This window comes from Mycobacterium adipatum, from assembly GCF_001644575.1.
GTDB classification, from domain to species: domain Bacteria; phylum Actinomycetota; class Actinomycetes; order Mycobacteriales; family Mycobacteriaceae; genus Mycobacterium; species Mycobacterium adipatum.
The window spans coordinates 5,635,102-5,651,202 of sequence record NZ_CP015596.1 but is presented as its reverse complement, the minus strand read 5'-3'; the positions used below and the strand labels follow the sequence as shown (position 1 = coordinate 5,651,202).

14 protein-coding genes and 1 riboswitch are annotated in these 16,101 nt (G+C 67.1%); of the genes, 3 read left to right on the top strand and 11 right to left on the bottom strand.

Going from position 1 to position 16,101, the window contains the following annotated elements; genetic code table 11:
• Positions 1-2 precede the first annotated feature (2 nt).
• From A7U43_RS26930 to thiC, 5 genes are all read right to left on the bottom strand, one after another.
• On the bottom strand, positions 3-1,478 hold the full coding sequence (locus A7U43_RS26930; protein ID WP_068001264.1) for a flavin-containing monooxygenase: 1,476 nt from the start codon (positions 1,476-1,478) through the stop codon (positions 3-5).
• 16 nt (positions 1,479-1,494) lie between these two features.
• Positions 1,495-2,268: a DUF4190 domain-containing protein gene (locus A7U43_RS26925; RefSeq protein ID WP_068001261.1), complete on the bottom strand. Its 774-nt coding sequence runs from the start codon at positions 2,266-2,268 to the stop codon at positions 1,495-1,497.
• Complete coding sequence (locus A7U43_RS26920) at positions 2,265-2,882, bottom strand: alpha/beta hydrolase family protein (protein ID WP_068001257.1); 618 nt, start codon at positions 2,880-2,882, stop codon at positions 2,265-2,267. Before A7U43_RS26920 ends, A7U43_RS26925 begins: the two co-directional genes overlap by 4 nt.
• Positions 2,872-3,711 (bottom strand): bifunctional hydroxymethylpyrimidine kinase/phosphomethylpyrimidine kinase, encoded by an 840-nt coding sequence (gene thiD, locus A7U43_RS26915; RefSeq protein WP_068001254.1) that lies wholly within the window; start codon positions 3,709-3,711, stop codon positions 2,872-2,874. Before thiD ends, A7U43_RS26920 begins: the two co-directional genes overlap by 11 nt.
• A complete protein-coding gene (gene thiC, locus A7U43_RS26910) occupies positions 3,708-5,267 on the bottom strand; it encodes a phosphomethylpyrimidine synthase ThiC (protein WP_068001252.1) in 1,560 nt (519 codons plus the stop codon). Before thiC ends, thiD begins: the two co-directional genes overlap by 4 nt.
• A riboswitch (TPP riboswitch) is annotated at positions 5,260-5,368 on the bottom strand. It overlaps the preceding gene by 8 nt.
• Positions 5,369-5,455: 87 nt before the next feature.
• On the opposite strand from thiC, the gene A7U43_RS26905 reads away from it, so the two are divergent.
• From A7U43_RS26905 to A7U43_RS26895, 3 genes are all read left to right on the top strand, one after another.
• On the top strand, positions 5,456-7,153 hold the full coding sequence (locus A7U43_RS26905; protein WP_068001250.1) for an MFS transporter: 1,698 nt from the start codon (positions 5,456-5,458) through the stop codon (positions 7,151-7,153).
• Between the two features lie 328 nt (positions 7,154-7,481).
• Positions 7,482-7,745: a hypothetical protein gene (locus tag A7U43_RS26900; RefSeq protein ID WP_068001247.1), complete on the top strand. Its 264-nt coding sequence runs from the start codon at positions 7,482-7,484 to the stop codon at positions 7,743-7,745.
• 21 nt (positions 7,746-7,766) lie between these two features.
• A complete protein-coding gene (locus A7U43_RS26895) occupies positions 7,767-8,408 on the top strand; it encodes a class I SAM-dependent methyltransferase (protein ID WP_068001245.1) in 642 nt (213 codons plus the stop codon).
• Here A7U43_RS26895 and A7U43_RS26890 read toward each other — a convergent pair.
• The 6 genes from A7U43_RS26890 to A7U43_RS26865 are packed head-to-tail and all read right to left on the bottom strand — an operon-like array spanning position 8,395 to position 16,056.
• Positions 8,395-9,042 (bottom strand): hypothetical protein, encoded by a 648-nt coding sequence (locus A7U43_RS26890; RefSeq protein ID WP_068001242.1) that lies wholly within the window; start codon positions 9,040-9,042, stop codon positions 8,395-8,397. The genes A7U43_RS26895 and A7U43_RS26890 overlap by 14 nt on opposite strands.
• Positions 9,042-9,824: an exodeoxyribonuclease III gene (locus A7U43_RS26885; RefSeq protein WP_068001239.1), complete on the bottom strand. Its 783-nt coding sequence runs from the start codon at positions 9,822-9,824 to the stop codon at positions 9,042-9,044. Before A7U43_RS26885 ends, A7U43_RS26890 begins: the two co-directional genes overlap by 1 nt.
• On the bottom strand, positions 9,824-13,162 hold the full coding sequence (locus A7U43_RS26880) for an ATP-binding protein (protein WP_068001236.1): 3,339 nt from the start codon (positions 13,160-13,162) through the stop codon (positions 9,824-9,826). The genes A7U43_RS26885 and A7U43_RS26880 overlap by 1 nt, the downstream gene beginning before the upstream one ends.
• On the bottom strand, positions 13,159-13,827 hold the full coding sequence (locus A7U43_RS26875) for a DUF4194 domain-containing protein (protein WP_068001233.1): 669 nt from the start codon (positions 13,825-13,827) through the stop codon (positions 13,159-13,161). The genes A7U43_RS26880 and A7U43_RS26875 overlap by 4 nt, the downstream gene beginning before the upstream one ends.
• Complete coding sequence (locus A7U43_RS26870; protein ID WP_068001230.1) at positions 13,824-15,224, bottom strand: DUF3375 domain-containing protein; 1,401 nt, start codon at positions 15,222-15,224, stop codon at positions 13,824-13,826. The genes A7U43_RS26875 and A7U43_RS26870 overlap by 4 nt, the downstream gene beginning before the upstream one ends.
• Positions 15,217-16,056 carry an N-acetylglutamate synthase, CG3035 family gene (locus A7U43_RS26865; RefSeq protein ID WP_068001227.1) on the bottom strand — a complete coding sequence of 280 codons (840 nt, stop codon included), beginning with the start codon at positions 16,054-16,056 and terminating at the stop codon, positions 15,217-15,219. Before A7U43_RS26865 ends, A7U43_RS26870 begins: the two co-directional genes overlap by 8 nt.
• Positions 16,057-16,101: the final 45 nt, after the last annotated feature.

Here is a 16,101-nt window from a genome sequence, read left to right as displayed (position 1 = left end):
TCTCAGTTGATGGCGTAATCGCTCAACGGGAATTCGGAGGCTTCCCGGATGGCGGTTTCGGTGGTGGTGGGCCGCAGCAGTGTGGGTTCGCCGGCCGGGTTGTAGTAGTAGGACCGCGCGCTGGCGCAGTTGCCCAGGGTGAACAGCGAATCGCCGAGCAGTTCGGTCATCCGGTCCAGGTAGCGGGTGTTGGCTTCTTCGGTGACTTCGAACGTGGTGGCACCCCGGCGCTTCACCTCGCCGAACAGCCGTTCCATCAGCCGCATCTGGTACTCCATCGTATTGAAGAAGTTCAGACCCAGGAAGGCGTACGGGCTGGCCAGGCTGAGATAGTTCGGGAAGTACGGCATGGACACGCCTTGATAGGCCTGGAAACGTGTTTCGCGCCACCACTTTCCGAGGTTACGGCCGTCACGTCCGATCACCTCGATGGCGGGGAAATTCGCTTCCCAGAGGTCGAAGCCGGTGGCCAGCACCAGGGTGTCGATCTCGTTCTTGGCGCCGTCCTTTCCGACGATGCCGTCGGTCTGCACGTGGTCGATGCCGACGTCCTGCAGGTGGACGTTGTCCCGGGTGAACGCCCGGTAGTAGCTGTTGCTGAACGTCGGTCGCTTGCACCCGAAGTCGTAGTCGGGGGTGAGCCTGCGACGCAGTTCCTTGTCTCGGATGGTGATGAACCGGTGCAGCTTGGACAGGTCCGCCGCGGAGATGTTGCCCCGCCCGCGGCACGTCTTGTAGTGCACCACACCGATCGACACCATGACCTCGTAGACCGAGTCGGTGAACCAGCGCAGCACCCGTTGGGTTGCCGGGACGCGCGCGAACAGCTTCTTCGCCAGTGGCCCGAATCGGAGGTCGATCTTGGGCACCACCCAGATCGGCGTGCGCTGGTAGACGGTCAGGTCGGCGGCCTTCTTGGCCAGTTCGGGGATGAGCTGCACGGCGGTGGCGCCGGTGCCGATGACCGCGATCCGCTTCCCGGCGGGGTCGTAATCGTCCTGCCAGTCCGTGGTGTGGATGATGCGGCCCGCGAAGCTGTCGATGCCGGGGATGTCTGGGATCTTCGGCTGGGACAGGAATCCGGTCGCGGTGATCAGGTAGCGGGTGCTCAACACCTCACCGTCGGCCAGGCTCACCTGCCACTGGCTGGTCTCTTCGTCCCAGCGCGCACCCTCGACCACGGTGCTCAGCCGGATGTGGCGGCGCACGTCGTACTTGTCGGCGACGTCGTCGGCGTACTGCTTGATCTCGGTGCCGGTGGAGAACAGCCGCGACCAGTTCGGGTTCGGCTCGAAGAAATAGGAATAGGTGGTGGTGGGGACGTCGACGGCAAGTCCGGGATAGTGATTCACATACCAGGTGCCGCCGAGGTCGTCCTCGCGGTCGAGGATCACGAAGTTCTCGATCCCCAGCCGTTTGAGCTGGATGGCTGCGCCGATACCGGCGAAACCGGCACCCACGATGACGGCGTCAAACATGGGTGAAACGGTACCCCTACCCCTGCAGCGATCCCGTGCGCGGCACATCGGTGGTGGCGATGCACGTCACGGCGCGGTCACCGCGCTTCCAGGAGTCCGCGGTCGGGTACAGCACGAACATGCCGACCTCGGGGTCGGCCATCGCCGCCGGTGAGAACTCCTCCAGGGCGGGCTGGCATTTGTCCTGGTAGTCGATGATCGCGGTCTCGCCGGGGAACTCGTCGCCCGGCACGGTGGCAACGTAGTAGACCTCACCCTTGTGCGGTTCGGTGCACGCCACGGTCTTCACCGAGGCCACCAGGCTGGCGTCGGATGGGATCTCCGACAGACAGTCGCCCACCGCGACATCGGCGGCGTTGACGGCGTTCGGGTCGAAGATGTCGGCGAGCTCGCTGTTCTTGATCTCGTCGGAGTTGGCGACGATCAGCGCGACGGCCGCGATGCCGACCAGAACCCACAGCGCAGACAACACCAGGCCGGCGATCGCCATCCCGCGCCCGCCCTGGCCCTCCTTGGCCTTCTTGAGCCCGACGAACCCGCAGATCACGCTGATCAGCACGCCGCCGAGGAGTCCGAAGATCAGCGCGATGACGGCCCACCAGTTGGTGCCCGCCGGCCGCGGCGGGTAGGCCTGCCCGTAGGGATCGGCATACGGCAGGGGCGGGGGCGGCGGGAAGTTCCCGGCTGGGGGCGGCGGGTAGTTCCCGGCTGGGGGTGGGGGGTAGTTCCCGGGCGGTGGGTAGTTCCCGGGTTGCGGTGGTGGGAATTCCCCGGGCGGCGGCACGCTCATGCAAGAAAGATAGCCGCGGCGTTCACCGCGAGCATGGGGACGTCCAAAGTCTTGGATCCCAGATCGTGGCGGGCTCCGGTGACCTCGACGATCTGGGTGGGTCCGGACAGCAGGGCGGCCGCGGCGCGGATCTCGTCGATGGTGCCGAACGGATCGGCGGTGCCGTGGGTGAACACCGTCGCCGTGGTGATCGCGGGCAGGTGCTCGGTGCGGGCGCGCTCGGGCTTGCCGGGCGGGTGCAGCGGGTAGGAGAACAGGGTGAGGACATCGGGTGGCGCGGTGTGGGCGGCTGCCACCATCGAGGTCATCCGGCCGCCGTAGGAATGTCCGCCGGCGATCACCGGGCCGTGGTCTTGGGCGCGGGCCCAGGCGATCGCCTCGACGATGCCCTCCTGATCGGAGGCGGCCGAGTTGGACGGCGGTCCCTTGGGGCGGCGGCGCCGGTAGGGCAGGTTGTAGCGGACCGCGAGATATCCGCGGCGTGCCCATTCGTCGCAGACCCGGACCAGCATCGCCGAATCGCGGTTGCCGCCCGCACCGTGGGTGAGCACCACCGTGCCGGCGGGTGTCGTTTCGGGTTCGTGCGCTATCCCCGCGATGTCCTCAAGACTCATGCTGCAACCGGAACAACGCGTTGACCGGCCCGTGGCCGTGGCCCAACGGGTATGCAGCGCGCAGACATTCGGTCACCCAGCGTTTGCCGAAGGCGACCGCGTCGGGCACGGTGTATCCGTGCGCGAGCGCGGTGGTGATGGCCGCGGCCAGGGTGTCACCGGCTCCGTGATCGTGTCCGGTGTCGATCCGTGGCCCGTCGAACTCGTGGAACTCGGTGCCGTCGAACAGCAGGTCCGGGCTGGCGCCGGAGGACCGCAGGTGCCCGCCCTTGACCAGTGCCCACTGCGCGCCGAGCGCGTGCAGGGCCCTGGCGGCCTCCTTCTGGGTGGCGGCGTCGACGACCTCGATGTCGACCAGTAGGCGCACCTCGTCGAGGTTCGGGGTGACCAGGGTGGCCAGCGGAAACAGTTCGGTGCGAACCGAGTTCAGCGCGGATGGATGCAGGAGCGGATCCCCGTGCATCGACGCGCACACCGGGTCGACGACCAGCGGGGCGCCGGTGTCCAGGCCGCGCCAGGTTTCGGCGATGGTGGCGATGATCTCCGAGGAGGCCAGCATGCCGGTCTTGGCGGCCTGCACGCCGATATCGTCGACGACGGCGGTGATCTGACCGGCCACCACATCGAGCGGTATCTCGTGGAAGCCCTTGACGCCCACCGAGTTCTGCACCGTCACAGCCGTGACCGCGACGCAGCCGTGCACACCGAGCATGGCGAAGGTGCGCATATCGGCCTGGATGCCCGCTCCGCCGCCGGAGTCGGACCCGGCGATGGTCAGCACCCGGGTGGGGGTCTGCCCGGGTGCAGGCAGTGGGAGGAACTCGGTCATGAGGTCAAGGGTAGATACACGCGGTTGCCGTGTTCGGCGAACTCCTGCGATTTCTCCGCCATGGCATCCCGAATGTCCTGCGTGATGCGCATCGAGCAGAACTTGGGTCCGCACATCGAGCAGAAGTGCGCGGTCTTGGCGGGCTCGGCGGGCAGCGTCTCGTCGTGGTATTCGCGGGCGGTGTCGGGGTCCAGCGAGAGCGCGAACTGGTCGTGCCAGCGGAACTCGAAGCGGGCCAGCGACAGTGCGTCGTCGCGCTGTTGGGCCCGGGGATGCCCCTTGGCCAGGTCGGCGGCGTGCGCGGCGATCCGGTAGGCGATCACCCCGTCCTTGACGTCCTTGCGGTCGGGCAGGCCGAGGTGTTCCTTGGGGGTGACATAGCAGAGCATGGCGGTGCCGGCCTGGGCGATGATGGCCGCGCCGATCGCGCTGGTGATGTGGTCATAGGCCGGCGCGATATCGGTGGCGAGCGGGCCGAGGGTGTAGAACGGCGCCTCTTCGCAGAGTTCTTCCTCCAAGCGCACGTTTTCCACGATCTTGTGCATCGGGACGTGGCCGGGACCTTCGATCATCACCTGTACACCATGGGATTTGGCGATGGTGGTGAGCTCGCCGAGGGTGCGCAGCTCGGCGAATTGGGCCTCGTCGTTGGCGTCGGCGATCGATCCGGGGCGCAGCCCGTCGCCGAGGGAGAAGGTCACATCGTAGCGGGCCAGGATCTCGCAGAGTTCCTCGAAGTTCTCATATAGGAACGATTCCCGGTGGTGGGCGAGCATCCAGGCCGCCATGATCGACCCGCCGCGGGACACGATGCCGGTGACCCGCCGGACGGTGAGCGGGATGTATGCGAGCTTCACCCCGGCGTGCACCGTCATGTAGTCCACACCTTGCTCGCACTGTTCGATCACGGTGTCGCGGTAAGACTCCCAGGTCATCTTGGTGGGGTCGCCGCCGACCTTCTCCAGGGCCTGGTACATCGGCACGGTGCCGACCGGCACCGGGGAGTTGCGCAGGATCCACTCCCGGGTCAGGTGGATGTCCTTGCCGGTGGACAGGTCCATGATGGTGTCCGCACCCCAGCGGGTCGCCCACACCATCTTGTCGACTTCTTCGGCGATCGAGCTCGTCACCGCCGAATTGCCGATATTGGCATTGACTTTCACCCCGAAGGCCTTGCCGATGATCATCGGCTCGCTCTCGGGGTGGTTGTGGTTGGCCGGTATCACTGCGCGGCCTCTGGCGACCTCGCTGCGCACCAATTCGGCTGGTACGCCTTCACGTTCGGCGATGAAGGCCATCTCGGCGGTGATCTCGCAGTTGCGCGCCCGCTGCAGCTGGGTGCCGCTGTCGCGGACGATGCCGGCGCGGGGCGGCAACCCCTTCTGCAGGTCGATGACGGCGTTCGCGTCGGTATACGGACCGGAGGTGTCGTACAGGTCGAAGTGCTCGCCGGTGCTCAGGTGCACCCGCCGGAACGGCACCCCGGTGGGGGAGTAGAACTTCGAGCTGCCCGCAATCGGGCCTGTCGTCACGGTGGCGTCAACAGCAACATTCATCAACACATCTCCCTACGCCGGCATTATCCGGTCAGGTTCGTACGGTCGACGGCCCTAGCCGTCCTCTCAGCGCGCTGGTGCGCGCTCCCGTGTGGACGGGTCCAACGTAGCGCATCTGCGGCCGGATTGCCGAGAGATCGTTTGAATAGCTAATATATGTTTTTTGCCGATTGGAAGATCGAGACCTGATGACCACTGAGCTTGAACGCACCCGTGCCCGGCTGGATCACGACCATCCCCGCTACAAGTGGATCGTGCTGTCCAACACGACGTTGGGCATCCTGCTGGCCGCGATCAACGCCTCCATCGTGCTGATCTCGCTGCCGGCGATCTTCCGCGGTATCGGGCTGAACCCGCTCGCGCCGGGCAATGTCAGTTATCTGCTCTGGATGATCATGGGATACCTGGTGGTGACGGCCGTGCTGGTCGTCCCGTTCGGCCGGCTCGGGGACATGTTCGGGCGGGTGCGGATCTACAACCTGGGTTTCGTGGTCTTCACGGTGGCGGCGGTGGCGCTGTCCTTCGACCCGTTCCACCTCGGGGGCGGCGCGGTGTGGCTGATCGCCTGGCGAGTCATCCAGGGCGTCGGCGGCGCCATGCTGATGGCCTCGTCGTCGGCCATCCTCACCGATGCGTTCCCGGCGAATCAGCGCGGGATGGCGCTCGGGGTGAACATGGTCGCGGCGGTGGCCGGGTCATTCCTGGGTCTGCTCATCGGCGGTGTGCTCTCCGAGTGGCACTGGCAGGCGATCTTCTGGGTGGGCGTGCCGATCGGTGTGCTCGGCACCGTGTGGAGCATGCGCTCGCTGCGCGAGCTCGGGGTGCGCACCCCCGGGCGACTGGACTGGGCGGGCACGCTGACCTTCGGTATCGGGCTGACGGTGCTGCTGGTCGGGATCACCTACGGCATCCAGCCCTACGGCGATGCCAGCACCGGGTGGACCAGCCCTTGGGTGCTCGGATCGATCATCGCCGGGCTGGCGATCCTGGTGGCGTTCTGCCTCATCGAACTGCGCGTGCCGCAGCCGATGGTGGACATCCGGCTGTTCGGATCTGCCGCGTTCGGAATGGGGAACCTGGCCGGGCTGATGTCCTCGGTGGGCCGCGGCGGCCTGCAGTTCATGCTGATCATCTGGCTGCAGGGGATCTGGCTTCCGTTGCACGGTTACAGCTTCGAATCGACGCCGCTGTGGGCGGGCATCTACCTGCTGCCGGTCACCGTCGGATTCCTGGTGGCCGCGCCGGTGGCCGGGACGCTGGCCGATCGGTTCGGCGCGCGACCCCTGACGGTCGGCGGCATGCTGCTGATGGCGGCGTCCTTCGTAGCGCTGCTGATGATTCCGGTGAACTTCGACTACTGGATCTTCGCGCTCCTGGTCTTCCTCAACGGCCTGGGCGGAGGCATCTTCACCGCGCCCAACACCGCGGCCATCATGTCGAGCGTGCCGGCCGCCCAACGTGGCGCGGCATCGGGTGTGCGGGCGACCTTCTTCAACGCCGGATCGTCGTTGTCGATCGGCATCTTCTTCTCGCTGATGATCGTCGGGCTGGCCAACTCGTTACCGGCGGCGCTGAGCAGCGGCCTTCAGGCGCAGGGTGTTTCGTCCTCGGTCGCGCACGAGGTGGCGAACACGCCGCCGGTGGGCAGCTTGTTCGCCGCGTTCCTGGGCTACAACCCGATCGGTGAACTCCTCGCCCCCTCGGGCGCGCTGGACGCGCCGGGCGTGAATGCCGACGTGCTGACCGGCAAGACGTTCTTCCCGGAACTGATCACCGAACCGTTCCACTCCGGGCTCACGGTGGTGTTCGTGGCCGCCGCGGTGATGATGCTCATCGGCGCGGTGGCGTCGATGTTCAGTGCGGGCCGCTACGGGGTCGACGCGTAATGGACGGGACTTGGCAGTTCTTGTCAGGTATTTGCTGACGGCCGTGTAAGCCGGGAACAGCGCGTGGCGCGGCGCCGAGTCGGTGATCCGCCGATAATGCCTGTTCACAGCCGCAGCTCCGCGCTCAACGGGGCCCCCACCGGGAAGCCGGTGCTGGCTAACTTCGCCGGGCTTCAAGATCGTACCTTTGCGCAGGCAAGTTCTTGATCGTGAACGGCGATCTCGGCCTGTTCGAAGCCTTACAGGCGGGGATAACCTGGTGAGGCATGGCTCGCACGTCCGCGCACCGGAGGTCAGCGCTTCGAATGGTTCGGAGGGGGAATAGCAAATGCAGAAGACAATCTTGGGGGTGGTCGCCGCGGCGTTGGCTGCAGCGTCCATCGGCGTAGCTGCACCGGCTCACGCGCTCCCGCAGATCGATGATCCGGATCCCAGAACGCCGTTTGATTTCAGCGGGCAGGTGATCGAACTGCCCTTCGGGCTCCGGGTGAAATTCGTCGACACGGACTGGGAGCCGGGATTCCAGGGGGTGAACGCGCCGCGGGGTGCCGACATCTCCGGGCCGCGGTCCCATGGAAATCCGTCGGGGTAGCCCGCGCCTACACTCGGCTCGGTGACGACCATTCAGCGCAGGGCCTTCAACGACGCGATCACCCGGTTCTGGAGCTTCGCCGCACCGGCCTACGACACCGGCTGCCTGCAGCGCTTGGTGTACAAGCCGGCCCAGGACGAGGTCGTCGAGCAGCTCCGCCGGCACGGCTGCAAGCAGATCGCCGACGTCGCCTGCGGAACCGGCATCCTGGCCACCCGAATCCAGCAGGAGCTGCGACCCGACGAGGTGTACGGCCTGGACATGTCCGACGGCATGCTCGCCCAGGCCCGGCAGCGCTGCGACCGGGTGCGCTGGATGTCGGCGCCGGCCGAGCAGCTGCCCTTCGAGGACGGCTTCCTGGACGCCGTGGTGACCACCTCGGCCTTTCACTTCTTCGACCAGCCGGCGGCGCTGGCGGAGTTCCACCGGGTGCTCACCCCCGGCGGTATCGTCGCCGTCACCACCATGAGCCCGCGCCATTCGCTGCCGGTTCTGCACGCGCTGTCGGCGGGTCTGGGCGCTCCGGCACACGCACCGACCGCGGAGGCGATGCGGAAGCTCTTCGTGGAAGCGGGTTTTCAGGTCGAGGACCAGCACCGGGTGCGCCGCCCGGTGTGGACGCCGGTGTCGGACCTGATCACCGTCGGCGTCAAACCCGCGTGATCCACAACTCGGCCGCCTCGGCGGCGCGGTGCAGCGCGCCGAACTCACCGAGATAGGCGGCGAGCGCCCCGGCCACCGGGACCATGCCGAGATAGCGGAAGATCCGCCGCGGGTGCGGCCGCCTGCCGAGCTCGTCGCCGATGGCGTTGAGAATCCCGGTCAGGTGCCACAGTTTCTGTACGACGTTATCCGGCCACGGCTCGTCGATCTCCGGCAGCGGAGGGTCCGGGATCTCCCGGCCGCACAACACCGAGGCCAGCATCCGCACCTGGTCCCGCCGGTCGGTCAACCCGTACTCGCGCGCCACGGCGCACAGGATGAGTGTCTGACTGGAGAACCCCAGGAGATCCTGGACCGGCAACCGGCTCGCGATCGCGCCGAGGGCGCCGGGCCAGGCCACCGCGACGGTGTCCAGCGCACCCACCCGCCGGATCCACCACCTGATCCGTGCGGCGCGATCCTTGGCCTCCCAGGCCTGCGTCCCGGGCACCTCGAGGATCTCCAGGTGCCGGCGAACCCCGAGCGGATCGAACTGTGCCAGCACGTCCAGGATGAGCCCGGACAGCGCCGCCGCGCGGGCCAGCACCTCGGCGACGTCATTGTCGGACAACTCGACCTTGGGGAGCAGATCCATCAGTTCACCTCGATCAGTACCGGTGCGTGGTCACTGGGCGACTTACCTTTTCGCTCCTCACGCACGATCTCGGCGTGCGTCACCCGCTCACCCAGCGCGGGGGAGCCGAGGATGAAGTCGATACGCATGCCCTGCTTCTTCGGGAACCGCAACTGGGTGTAATCCCAGTAGGTGTAGACCCCCGGCCCCGGCGTGAACGGGCGCACCACGTCGGTGAAGCCGGCGTCGACCATGGCCTGGAAGGCGGCCCGCTCCGGTGCGGAGACGTGGGTGGAGCCCTCGAAGAACGCGGGATCCCAGACGTCCTCGTCGGTGGGGGCGATGTTCCAGTCGCCGACCAGTGCCACCGGCAGCGAGGGATCCTCGGTGATCCAGCGTGACGCGGTATCACGCAGTGCGCCAAGCCAACTCAACTTGTACGGATAGTGTGGATCGGCCAGGGTCCTGCCGTTGGGGACATACAGGCTCCACACCCGGATCCCGCCGCACGTCGCACCGATCGCCCGGGCCTCCACCAGTGCCTGCCACTCGGGCTGGCCGTCGAAGCCGATCTCGACATTGTCCAGACCGACCCGCGACGCGATCGCCACACCGTTCCACTGGTTCAGCCCGACGTGCGCGATCTCGTACCCCAGCGCCGCGAACGGCATCGCCGGGAACTGTGCGTCGGTGCACTTGGTCTCCTGCATGGCCAGCACGTCGACGTCAGCGCGCGACAGCCAGTCGGTCACCCGGTCCACCCGGGTCCGGATGGAGTTGACGTTCCAGGTGGCAATACGCATCAGACGGGCTCCGGGATCTTGAGTTCTTTGCGCAGCGCGGTGAAATCGCTGATGGTCTTGGTGGTGACCGAGGCCACCGGGCGTGCGTTGCGGCCGCTGGCCTCGGTCTTGGACACCATGACCACCCCGTCGATATAGGGCTGGATGGTGGTGGCGTTCTGCACCGTTGCGACGATGACGAGCTGGAACCCGAATTTGCGGAACGCCTGCAGGGCCTGCTGGGCGAACTGCGGATCGGATTTCGAGAATGCCTCGTCGAGCATCAACTGCGCGAAAACCGGCTTGTTGTCCCCGCTTTCGGGGCTGGCCAGGTTGAAGCTGAGCGCGCCGGCCAGGCAGAACGCCATCAGCTTTTCCTGCTCACCACCGGAGTTGTCGCCGGCATTGCTGTGCGTCCGGATCAGCTCCTCGTTGTGCACATCCCACTCGGCGCAGTCGAAGGTGAAACGGTTGCGCACATCGAGGGCGTCGCGGGTCCAGGCCCGATCCTCGGGAGTGTTGCCGGCCAGCCGGTTCCGCAGCCGCAGGATGTCGGCGTACTGGTCGAGGATCGCCTTTTTGTCACCGAGGCCGACCTCGGCGATACGCCGCGAGATGGACTTGACGATATCGGTCAGCTCGGCGACGGCGACCAGATTACGCGGGGTGGCACGCAGCGTGAGCCGGGTGCCGCGGTTGAACTCCACCGCGCCCAGACCCGTGTTCACCCTGGCGATCTGGTCGCTGATCCGCCTGGTCTCCTGTTCGGCTACCCGGTGCAAGGTCAGGATGGCGTCGGGGGCCTGCTCGGTGATCAGGCGCATCATCCGGTCGTAGGCGTCCGGTAGCTCCCGCTCGTCGATGTGGCGGCAGACCGCCACGTAATCGTGGACCCGCTCGTCGAAATCCTCGGAGTCGTTCGGAATCGCATCGGGGAACGATGTGTCGAACGTGGCGATGATGCGGGCCAGCTCCTCGTGGGAGCGCCTGCGGCTCTCGGTGAGCTGGTCGCGCTCGCGGCGGATCGCGGCCAGCAGTGCCTCGCGGTGCGGCTCCGGATTGAGCAGCTCCAGGGCGATCGGGACCTGCGCGGAGTAGCGGCGCAGCAGGTCGGTGGCGGCATCGGTGATCTCGGCCGGCGCGAGGCGGTCCTGCAGATCCATCAGCCGGGTGCGACGTCCGTCCAGATCGTCACGCCGGGTCGCGATGGCGCCACGGCGCGTCATCAGGGTCTGGATGTCGATCCAGCATTCCTCGGCGCGGGCGCTGAGCGCCTCGACATCGGGATTGTCGGCCATCAGCAGATCGAACTGCTCACGCAGCCGGTCGGCATGACCCTCGGCGGTCTCGGTGTCGATCTGGCTCCACTGCGGGAACTGCTCACAGATCGCCTTACAGGCCGCCGCCCGGTCGCGCCACTGCTGCCGACCGGCGGCAATGTCGTCGGCGGCCTGGCGGGCCTGCTCGAAAACCTGTTCAGCCTCGGCCAATTCGGCGGTCAGCGCATCCAACTTGGCGGTGATGTCGCCCTGGTAGATGTACTCGGAGGGTTTCAGCGCCCGGCGGTCGTCCTTGATCGCCAGCCGGTCGGAATCCTTGTACAACCCGGTATCGGTGACGGCACGGCGGTACCGGGCGAACAGGTCCGGGGTGTCCACGCAGATGTGATCGCCGGCGGCGCTGAGGATGTCCAGCGCCTCGGCCGCGCACGGATGCTCTGATTTGACGGCGAACAACTTGCCGGCCAACGTGTTCGGCTCGGGGCGGCGGTCGGGGGCGTTGATCCGCACATGGTGTAGCGCCAGCCGCCCGCGCATGTTGGTCTCGTTGACGAAGCGCAGCACCTTGGCGTAGTGCTCATCGGGAACCAGCAGCCGCAACCCGACCGACCGCAGCACCTTCTCCACCGCGGCCCGCCATCTGGTCTCCTCGGGGCGCAGATCCATCAACTCGGCGACATAGGGCAGCGCTGACGGGTCCACACCCACCGCGGTGCAGATGTGTTCGCGCATGGTGACCGCGAACTCCGGCAACGCCGAGCCGACCTGTTCGACACGCTTGAGCTCCTTGGCTGCGTGATCGCGGGCGATGCGCGCCGCCTTCTGGGCGTATTCGGCATCGGTCGAGGCTTCCCGGCCGCGTTCCAGTTTGACCGCGAGCCCGGCGGCCTGCTTGCTGAGATCCTCACGCAGGTTCCAGAATTCGTCGGCACTGTCGGGCACGGGCAAACCCTGCGCGGTCACCATCTCCGCATAGGCCCCGTGGCGCCGGGCGATCTCCTCGGCCTGGGCCTCGGCGGCGGCAACCTGGGACTGCAGCGGACCGACATTGGTGCTGGCGCCGCTGATCTGGGCGTTCAGCGAATCGCCTTCGGCCTTGGCGAGATTGAGCTGCCTGGTCAGATCGGCATACTCGTTCTCCAGCTGGTCGATGGTGCCGTCCAGATTCTCGACCTCGGCCGGGCACTGCTGCAGCCGGACGTGATCGGTATAGGCGCGCACCATCTGCGCGTCGACGAGGTCGATGATGCCCAGATCCGAGGATTCCGAGGCATAGCGGGCCTGGATGGTCTCGATATCGCCGAGGATCCTGCGTTTGCGTTGCGCGACCGCGAGCAGTTCGCGCGCCTCCACCAACGGGTCGATCTGCTTGAGGGCCTCGGGGAGCCGGGCCAGGCTGTCGGGCTCGTCGAGCATGAAATCGCGGACGAACTGTTCCAGACCGCCGACGCTCTTGAGTGACTTGGCCTTGCCGAGCAGCTGTTGGGCGGCTTCGGAGGCGCGGATCCCGATGGAGGCGTACAACTGGGCCAGGTACTGGGACTCCACCTTGGTGGAGAACCGCCACTGGTCTTTGAACGCCCCGGCGTCGAAACGTCCGGCGGCCCAACGGTTGCACACCTCTTCGATGTCGAGATCACCGTCACCGAGCACGAATCTGCTCGACGAGTCCGAACGTGACTCACCGGTGAGCCATTTGAGCACCAGCCCGGTGATCGACCGGCCGGTGTTGCTGGTGTAGGTCACCGCGACCGCCGACCAGGTGGTGCCGTCACCGCGCAGGTACATCACCTGGCTGACCCCGGCATCGCTGCGCTGGCCCCAGGCCCCGCGTACGTACTTGTCGACGGTGCGTCGGCCGGCGCTGGAGCCGGCGGCCGTGTTGTCGCCGGAGGCGTTGAAGTTGCGCCGGTTGAACGGCAGGAATCCGAGCGAAATGGCATCCAGCAGTGACGATTTACCGCTTCCGGAGGCCCCGGCGATCAGCGCTCCGCCGGCACTGATCGGCACCGAGTGGTAGCCGTCGAAGACGCCCCAGTTGATCACCTGCAGCCGGGAGAGGTGGAACTGCTCACTCATTCCGAACCGCCCTTCAACAGCTCGAACTGCTGCTGCAGTTCGGTGATCACCGAGGCCGTCATGATCGCGGTGATCACCGGGCTGACGGTGTAGCTGTCCTCGTCATCGCGGGTCTTGCGCAGGATGTCGAGCCCGGCGAGGCGGGCGATCGCGGCGTCGATGCGGGCGGTGAAGGTGACGGTGTCGCGGTCGGTGTCATTGAGCACACCGGAGAACAGTCCGTGTATCTCGTCGCGGGTGATCAGGAAGCTGGAATCCCCACCGGCGCGCATCATCTGGGCCAGGTGCAGCGCCAAGATGGAGTCGTAGGTGCCCAACGGCTCGCGGCGCAGCAGCTTGGCGCCCCGGGTGGGTTCGTAGCGCGCCTGCTCGATGTAGGCGATGTCGACCTGTTCGGTGATGCGCAGTTGCAGGTCCAACTCCGACAACCGGACCGACAGGTCGGTGCGGTATTCCAGGATCCAACTGTAGATGTCCGGGTCGGACTCGCTGCTGACATAGCGCCGGGTCAGCAGGTGTTGCAGCGCCCAGCAGGCCCGGTCGGGCATGGCGCTGACATCACCGTCGAACCGGGGGCGCCGCTGCTGGGGGGCCCGGCCGGACTGGTCCACCTCGGGCAGGGACGCGAAATCGATTTCCGGTTTCGATGTGGCGGTGTCGGTCATGACGCGCCATCCAGGACGGGCTCGGTGAACATCAGGTGCGGGACCTCCATCTCGCGGTCATGGCCGTCCAGCGAGTGGAATCGGACCGTGACCGGTTCTGCGTCCGTGGTGGACGGTTGCTTGAGCGCCCACGACCACAGCACGATCACATGACCCAGATACGGTGCCTCCAGCATGCCCAGGGCCTCCGGAAGGGAAACGGGCAGTGATGAATTCAGCAGCTGCGACAAGGCGGGTGCGTCGACCTGGGTGGCCAGTGCGGAGAACGTGGTCAGGTCCACCATGCCGTCGGCCGGCTCGGCGGGTTTGGGTGCGGACAGGTCGTTGATCCGGAAGCTCAGCGCACCGACCGAGCTGATCGCATGCCGGGCCAGCGGGACCTCGATGGCCAGCCGGGAGTCCGTCAGGGACTCCTTGAGCAGGGCCCGCGCCGCGCCGATGGCCTCGTTGAGCTGGCGGGCCACCCCACGGGTCTGCTCCAGGGTGCCGAACGCGGTGAACCTCTTGACCCGCTGCGCGCAGCGCTGCTGGATGCGCTCGACCTCGTCGATCTGGTGGCCGACCAGTTCGAAGAACCCGGCCATCACCTTGCGCAGTGCCGGATCCAGTTCGGGCAGGGTGGCAGCGACGGTGGCGATATCGGCCTCGAACTCGGCGCGCTGATCGGGGTCGTTGATCATCCGCAGGAACGCGCGATGAGAGTCGCGGCCGGCCGAATCCCAGGCCGCCTGATAGTCGGCGTACATCTGACGCTGCCGGTCGCGGTATTCGACGTTGGTGTCGATCGGGTCATCCAGCGCCGCGGTCGCCTGCTCGATCATGGTGCCGTACAGGCCGATGTCGGTGATCAGCCGCTCCATCTGCATCGCGATGGCGCGGGCCTCGTCGTACATGGCGGTGACATCGGGCTCGGGGCGGGTGCCGGCGTCGAGTTCGTCCAATTCGGCATGCAGCGCCGCGATCTCGGCCTCGATACCGGCCCGGATCCGGTCCGGGTCATCGCCGACGCGGATGGCGACCTGCTTGAGCCGGGAGGCGATACCGTTGATGGATCCGCCGGTGGCGATGGTGTCGTTGCGGCGCATACCGCGCACGAAGTCCAGCGCGCGGCGCGCGTCCTGGGTCAGGTAGCAGACGTTGCGGTCCCCGCTCGCGACGCGGTGCAGCCAGCCTTGGCTGGCCCAGGTCTTGATCAGCGCCAGACCGGACGGCTCGCCGGTCTCGCCCAGCGCCTCCAGGTCGCGTTCCAGCCGGACCACCAGTTCGGTCTCACCGACCAGTCCGTCGAACAGGTGGCGCTCCATCAGCGTGGCGTACACGGCCAGGTTGGAGGTGGCCAGCAGCCGCATGGCGCGCGACCCCTGCACCTCACGGTTGGCATCGAGTAACTCACGCATGGGCCACGAGGCTATCTGCGCGCACGTAGCGGTGACGGTGGTGCAGCCGGAAGCCCAGCGATTCGTAGAGCCGCAACGCCGGCAGGTTCTCGTCGAGCACCTGAACATACGCGCGGGTCGCGCCCTGTTCGGCGCCCCAGTTCTGCAACGCCGAGCAGACCATGCGGGCCAGTCCGGTGCGCCGCGCCGATTCCGCGACACGCACGCACGACACGCCGAGCCACCGGACACCGTCCGGTGCGGTGGTCACCGCGCCGCGCCCGACGGCGGCGCCTGCGGTCGCGAACGTCAGCGCGCCATCCAGCACGGCGGTGAGGATCTCGGGCGGCACGTCGCGCGCGTAGACCCGCAGCCACTGCTCGTCGGGCACCTCTGCCAGCGCGACGCCCGGGACGGACGGCGCGGGGGAGAGATCGCGCACGAGCACACGGGTCGGTTTGACCCCGGGGGCCTTGATCGGCAGCAGCCGTTCCGGCAGGGCCAGCCACGGTGCCAGGCCACGCTCGGCGTACCACGACACGATCTCCGACAGCACCTCCGTCGATGACGAGAACAGCAGTGGGACAGCCGAGTTGGCCCGGCTGGTATGCCCGGAACCGGCGCGCAGCAACCAGCCGTCATGCCAGTGTTGCTCGGTGCCCGGCCAGGCCAGGGCGGCGGCGTGTTCCAGTGCCCGGATCTCTGAGTTGCGCACCGGGCGGTGCGACAGCTCGCGCACCGACACCACATCGGCGGGATCGATCTCGACGTCGTCACCGGATTTCGGACGGACGATCACCATCGGGGCGAGTGCCTCCAGATGGCCGACCACATCGGTCAGGCCATCGGACATTCGGTAACGCAGGGACACCCGGGCGCCGAGGGATGCCGCGAAAGG

Bases quoted from the DNA above. Each gene is read 5' to 3' on its own strand.
- A7U43_RS26930 (WP_068001264.1), bottom strand. From the start codon at position 1,478: ATGTTTGACGCCGTCATCGTGGGTGCCGGTTTCGCCGGTATCGGCGCA.
- A7U43_RS26925 (WP_068001261.1), bottom strand. From the start codon at position 2,268: ATGAGCGTGCCGCCGCCCGGGGAATTCCCACCACCGCAACCCGGGAAC.
- A7U43_RS26920 (WP_068001257.1), bottom strand. From the start codon at position 2,882: ATGAGTCTTGAGGACATCGCGGGGATAGCGCACGAACCCGAAACGACA.
- thiD (WP_068001254.1), bottom strand. From the start codon at position 3,711: ATGACCGAGTTCCTCCCACTGCCTGCACCCGGGCAGACCCCCACCCGG.
- thiC (WP_068001252.1), bottom strand. From the start codon at position 5,267: ATGAATGTTGCTGTTGACGCCACCGTGACGACAGGCCCGATTGCGGGC.
- A7U43_RS26905 (WP_068001250.1), top strand. From the start codon at position 5,456: ATGACCACTGAGCTTGAACGCACCCGTGCCCGGCTGGATCACGACCAT.
- A7U43_RS26900 (WP_068001247.1), top strand. From the start codon at position 7,482: ATGCAGAAGACAATCTTGGGGGTGGTCGCCGCGGCGTTGGCTGCAGCG.
- A7U43_RS26890 (WP_068001242.1), bottom strand. From the start codon at position 9,042: ATGGATCTGCTCCCCAAGGTCGAGTTGTCCGACAATGACGTCGCCGAG.
- A7U43_RS26885 (WP_068001239.1), bottom strand. From the start codon at position 9,824: ATGCGTATTGCCACCTGGAACGTCAACTCCATCCGGACCCGGGTGGAC.
- A7U43_RS26880 (WP_068001236.1), bottom strand. From the start codon at position 13,162: ATGAGTGAGCAGTTCCACCTCTCCCGGCTGCAGGTGATCAACTGGGGC.
- A7U43_RS26875 (WP_068001233.1), bottom strand. From the start codon at position 13,827: ATGACCGACACCGCCACATCGAAACCGGAAATCGATTTCGCGTCCCTG.
- A7U43_RS26870 (WP_068001230.1), bottom strand. From the start codon at position 15,224: ATGCGTGAGTTACTCGATGCCAACCGTGAGGTGCAGGGGTCGCGCGCC.
- A7U43_RS26865 (WP_068001227.1), bottom strand. From the start codon at position 16,056: ATGTCCGATGGCCTGACCGATGTGGTCGGCCATCTGGAGGCACTCGCC.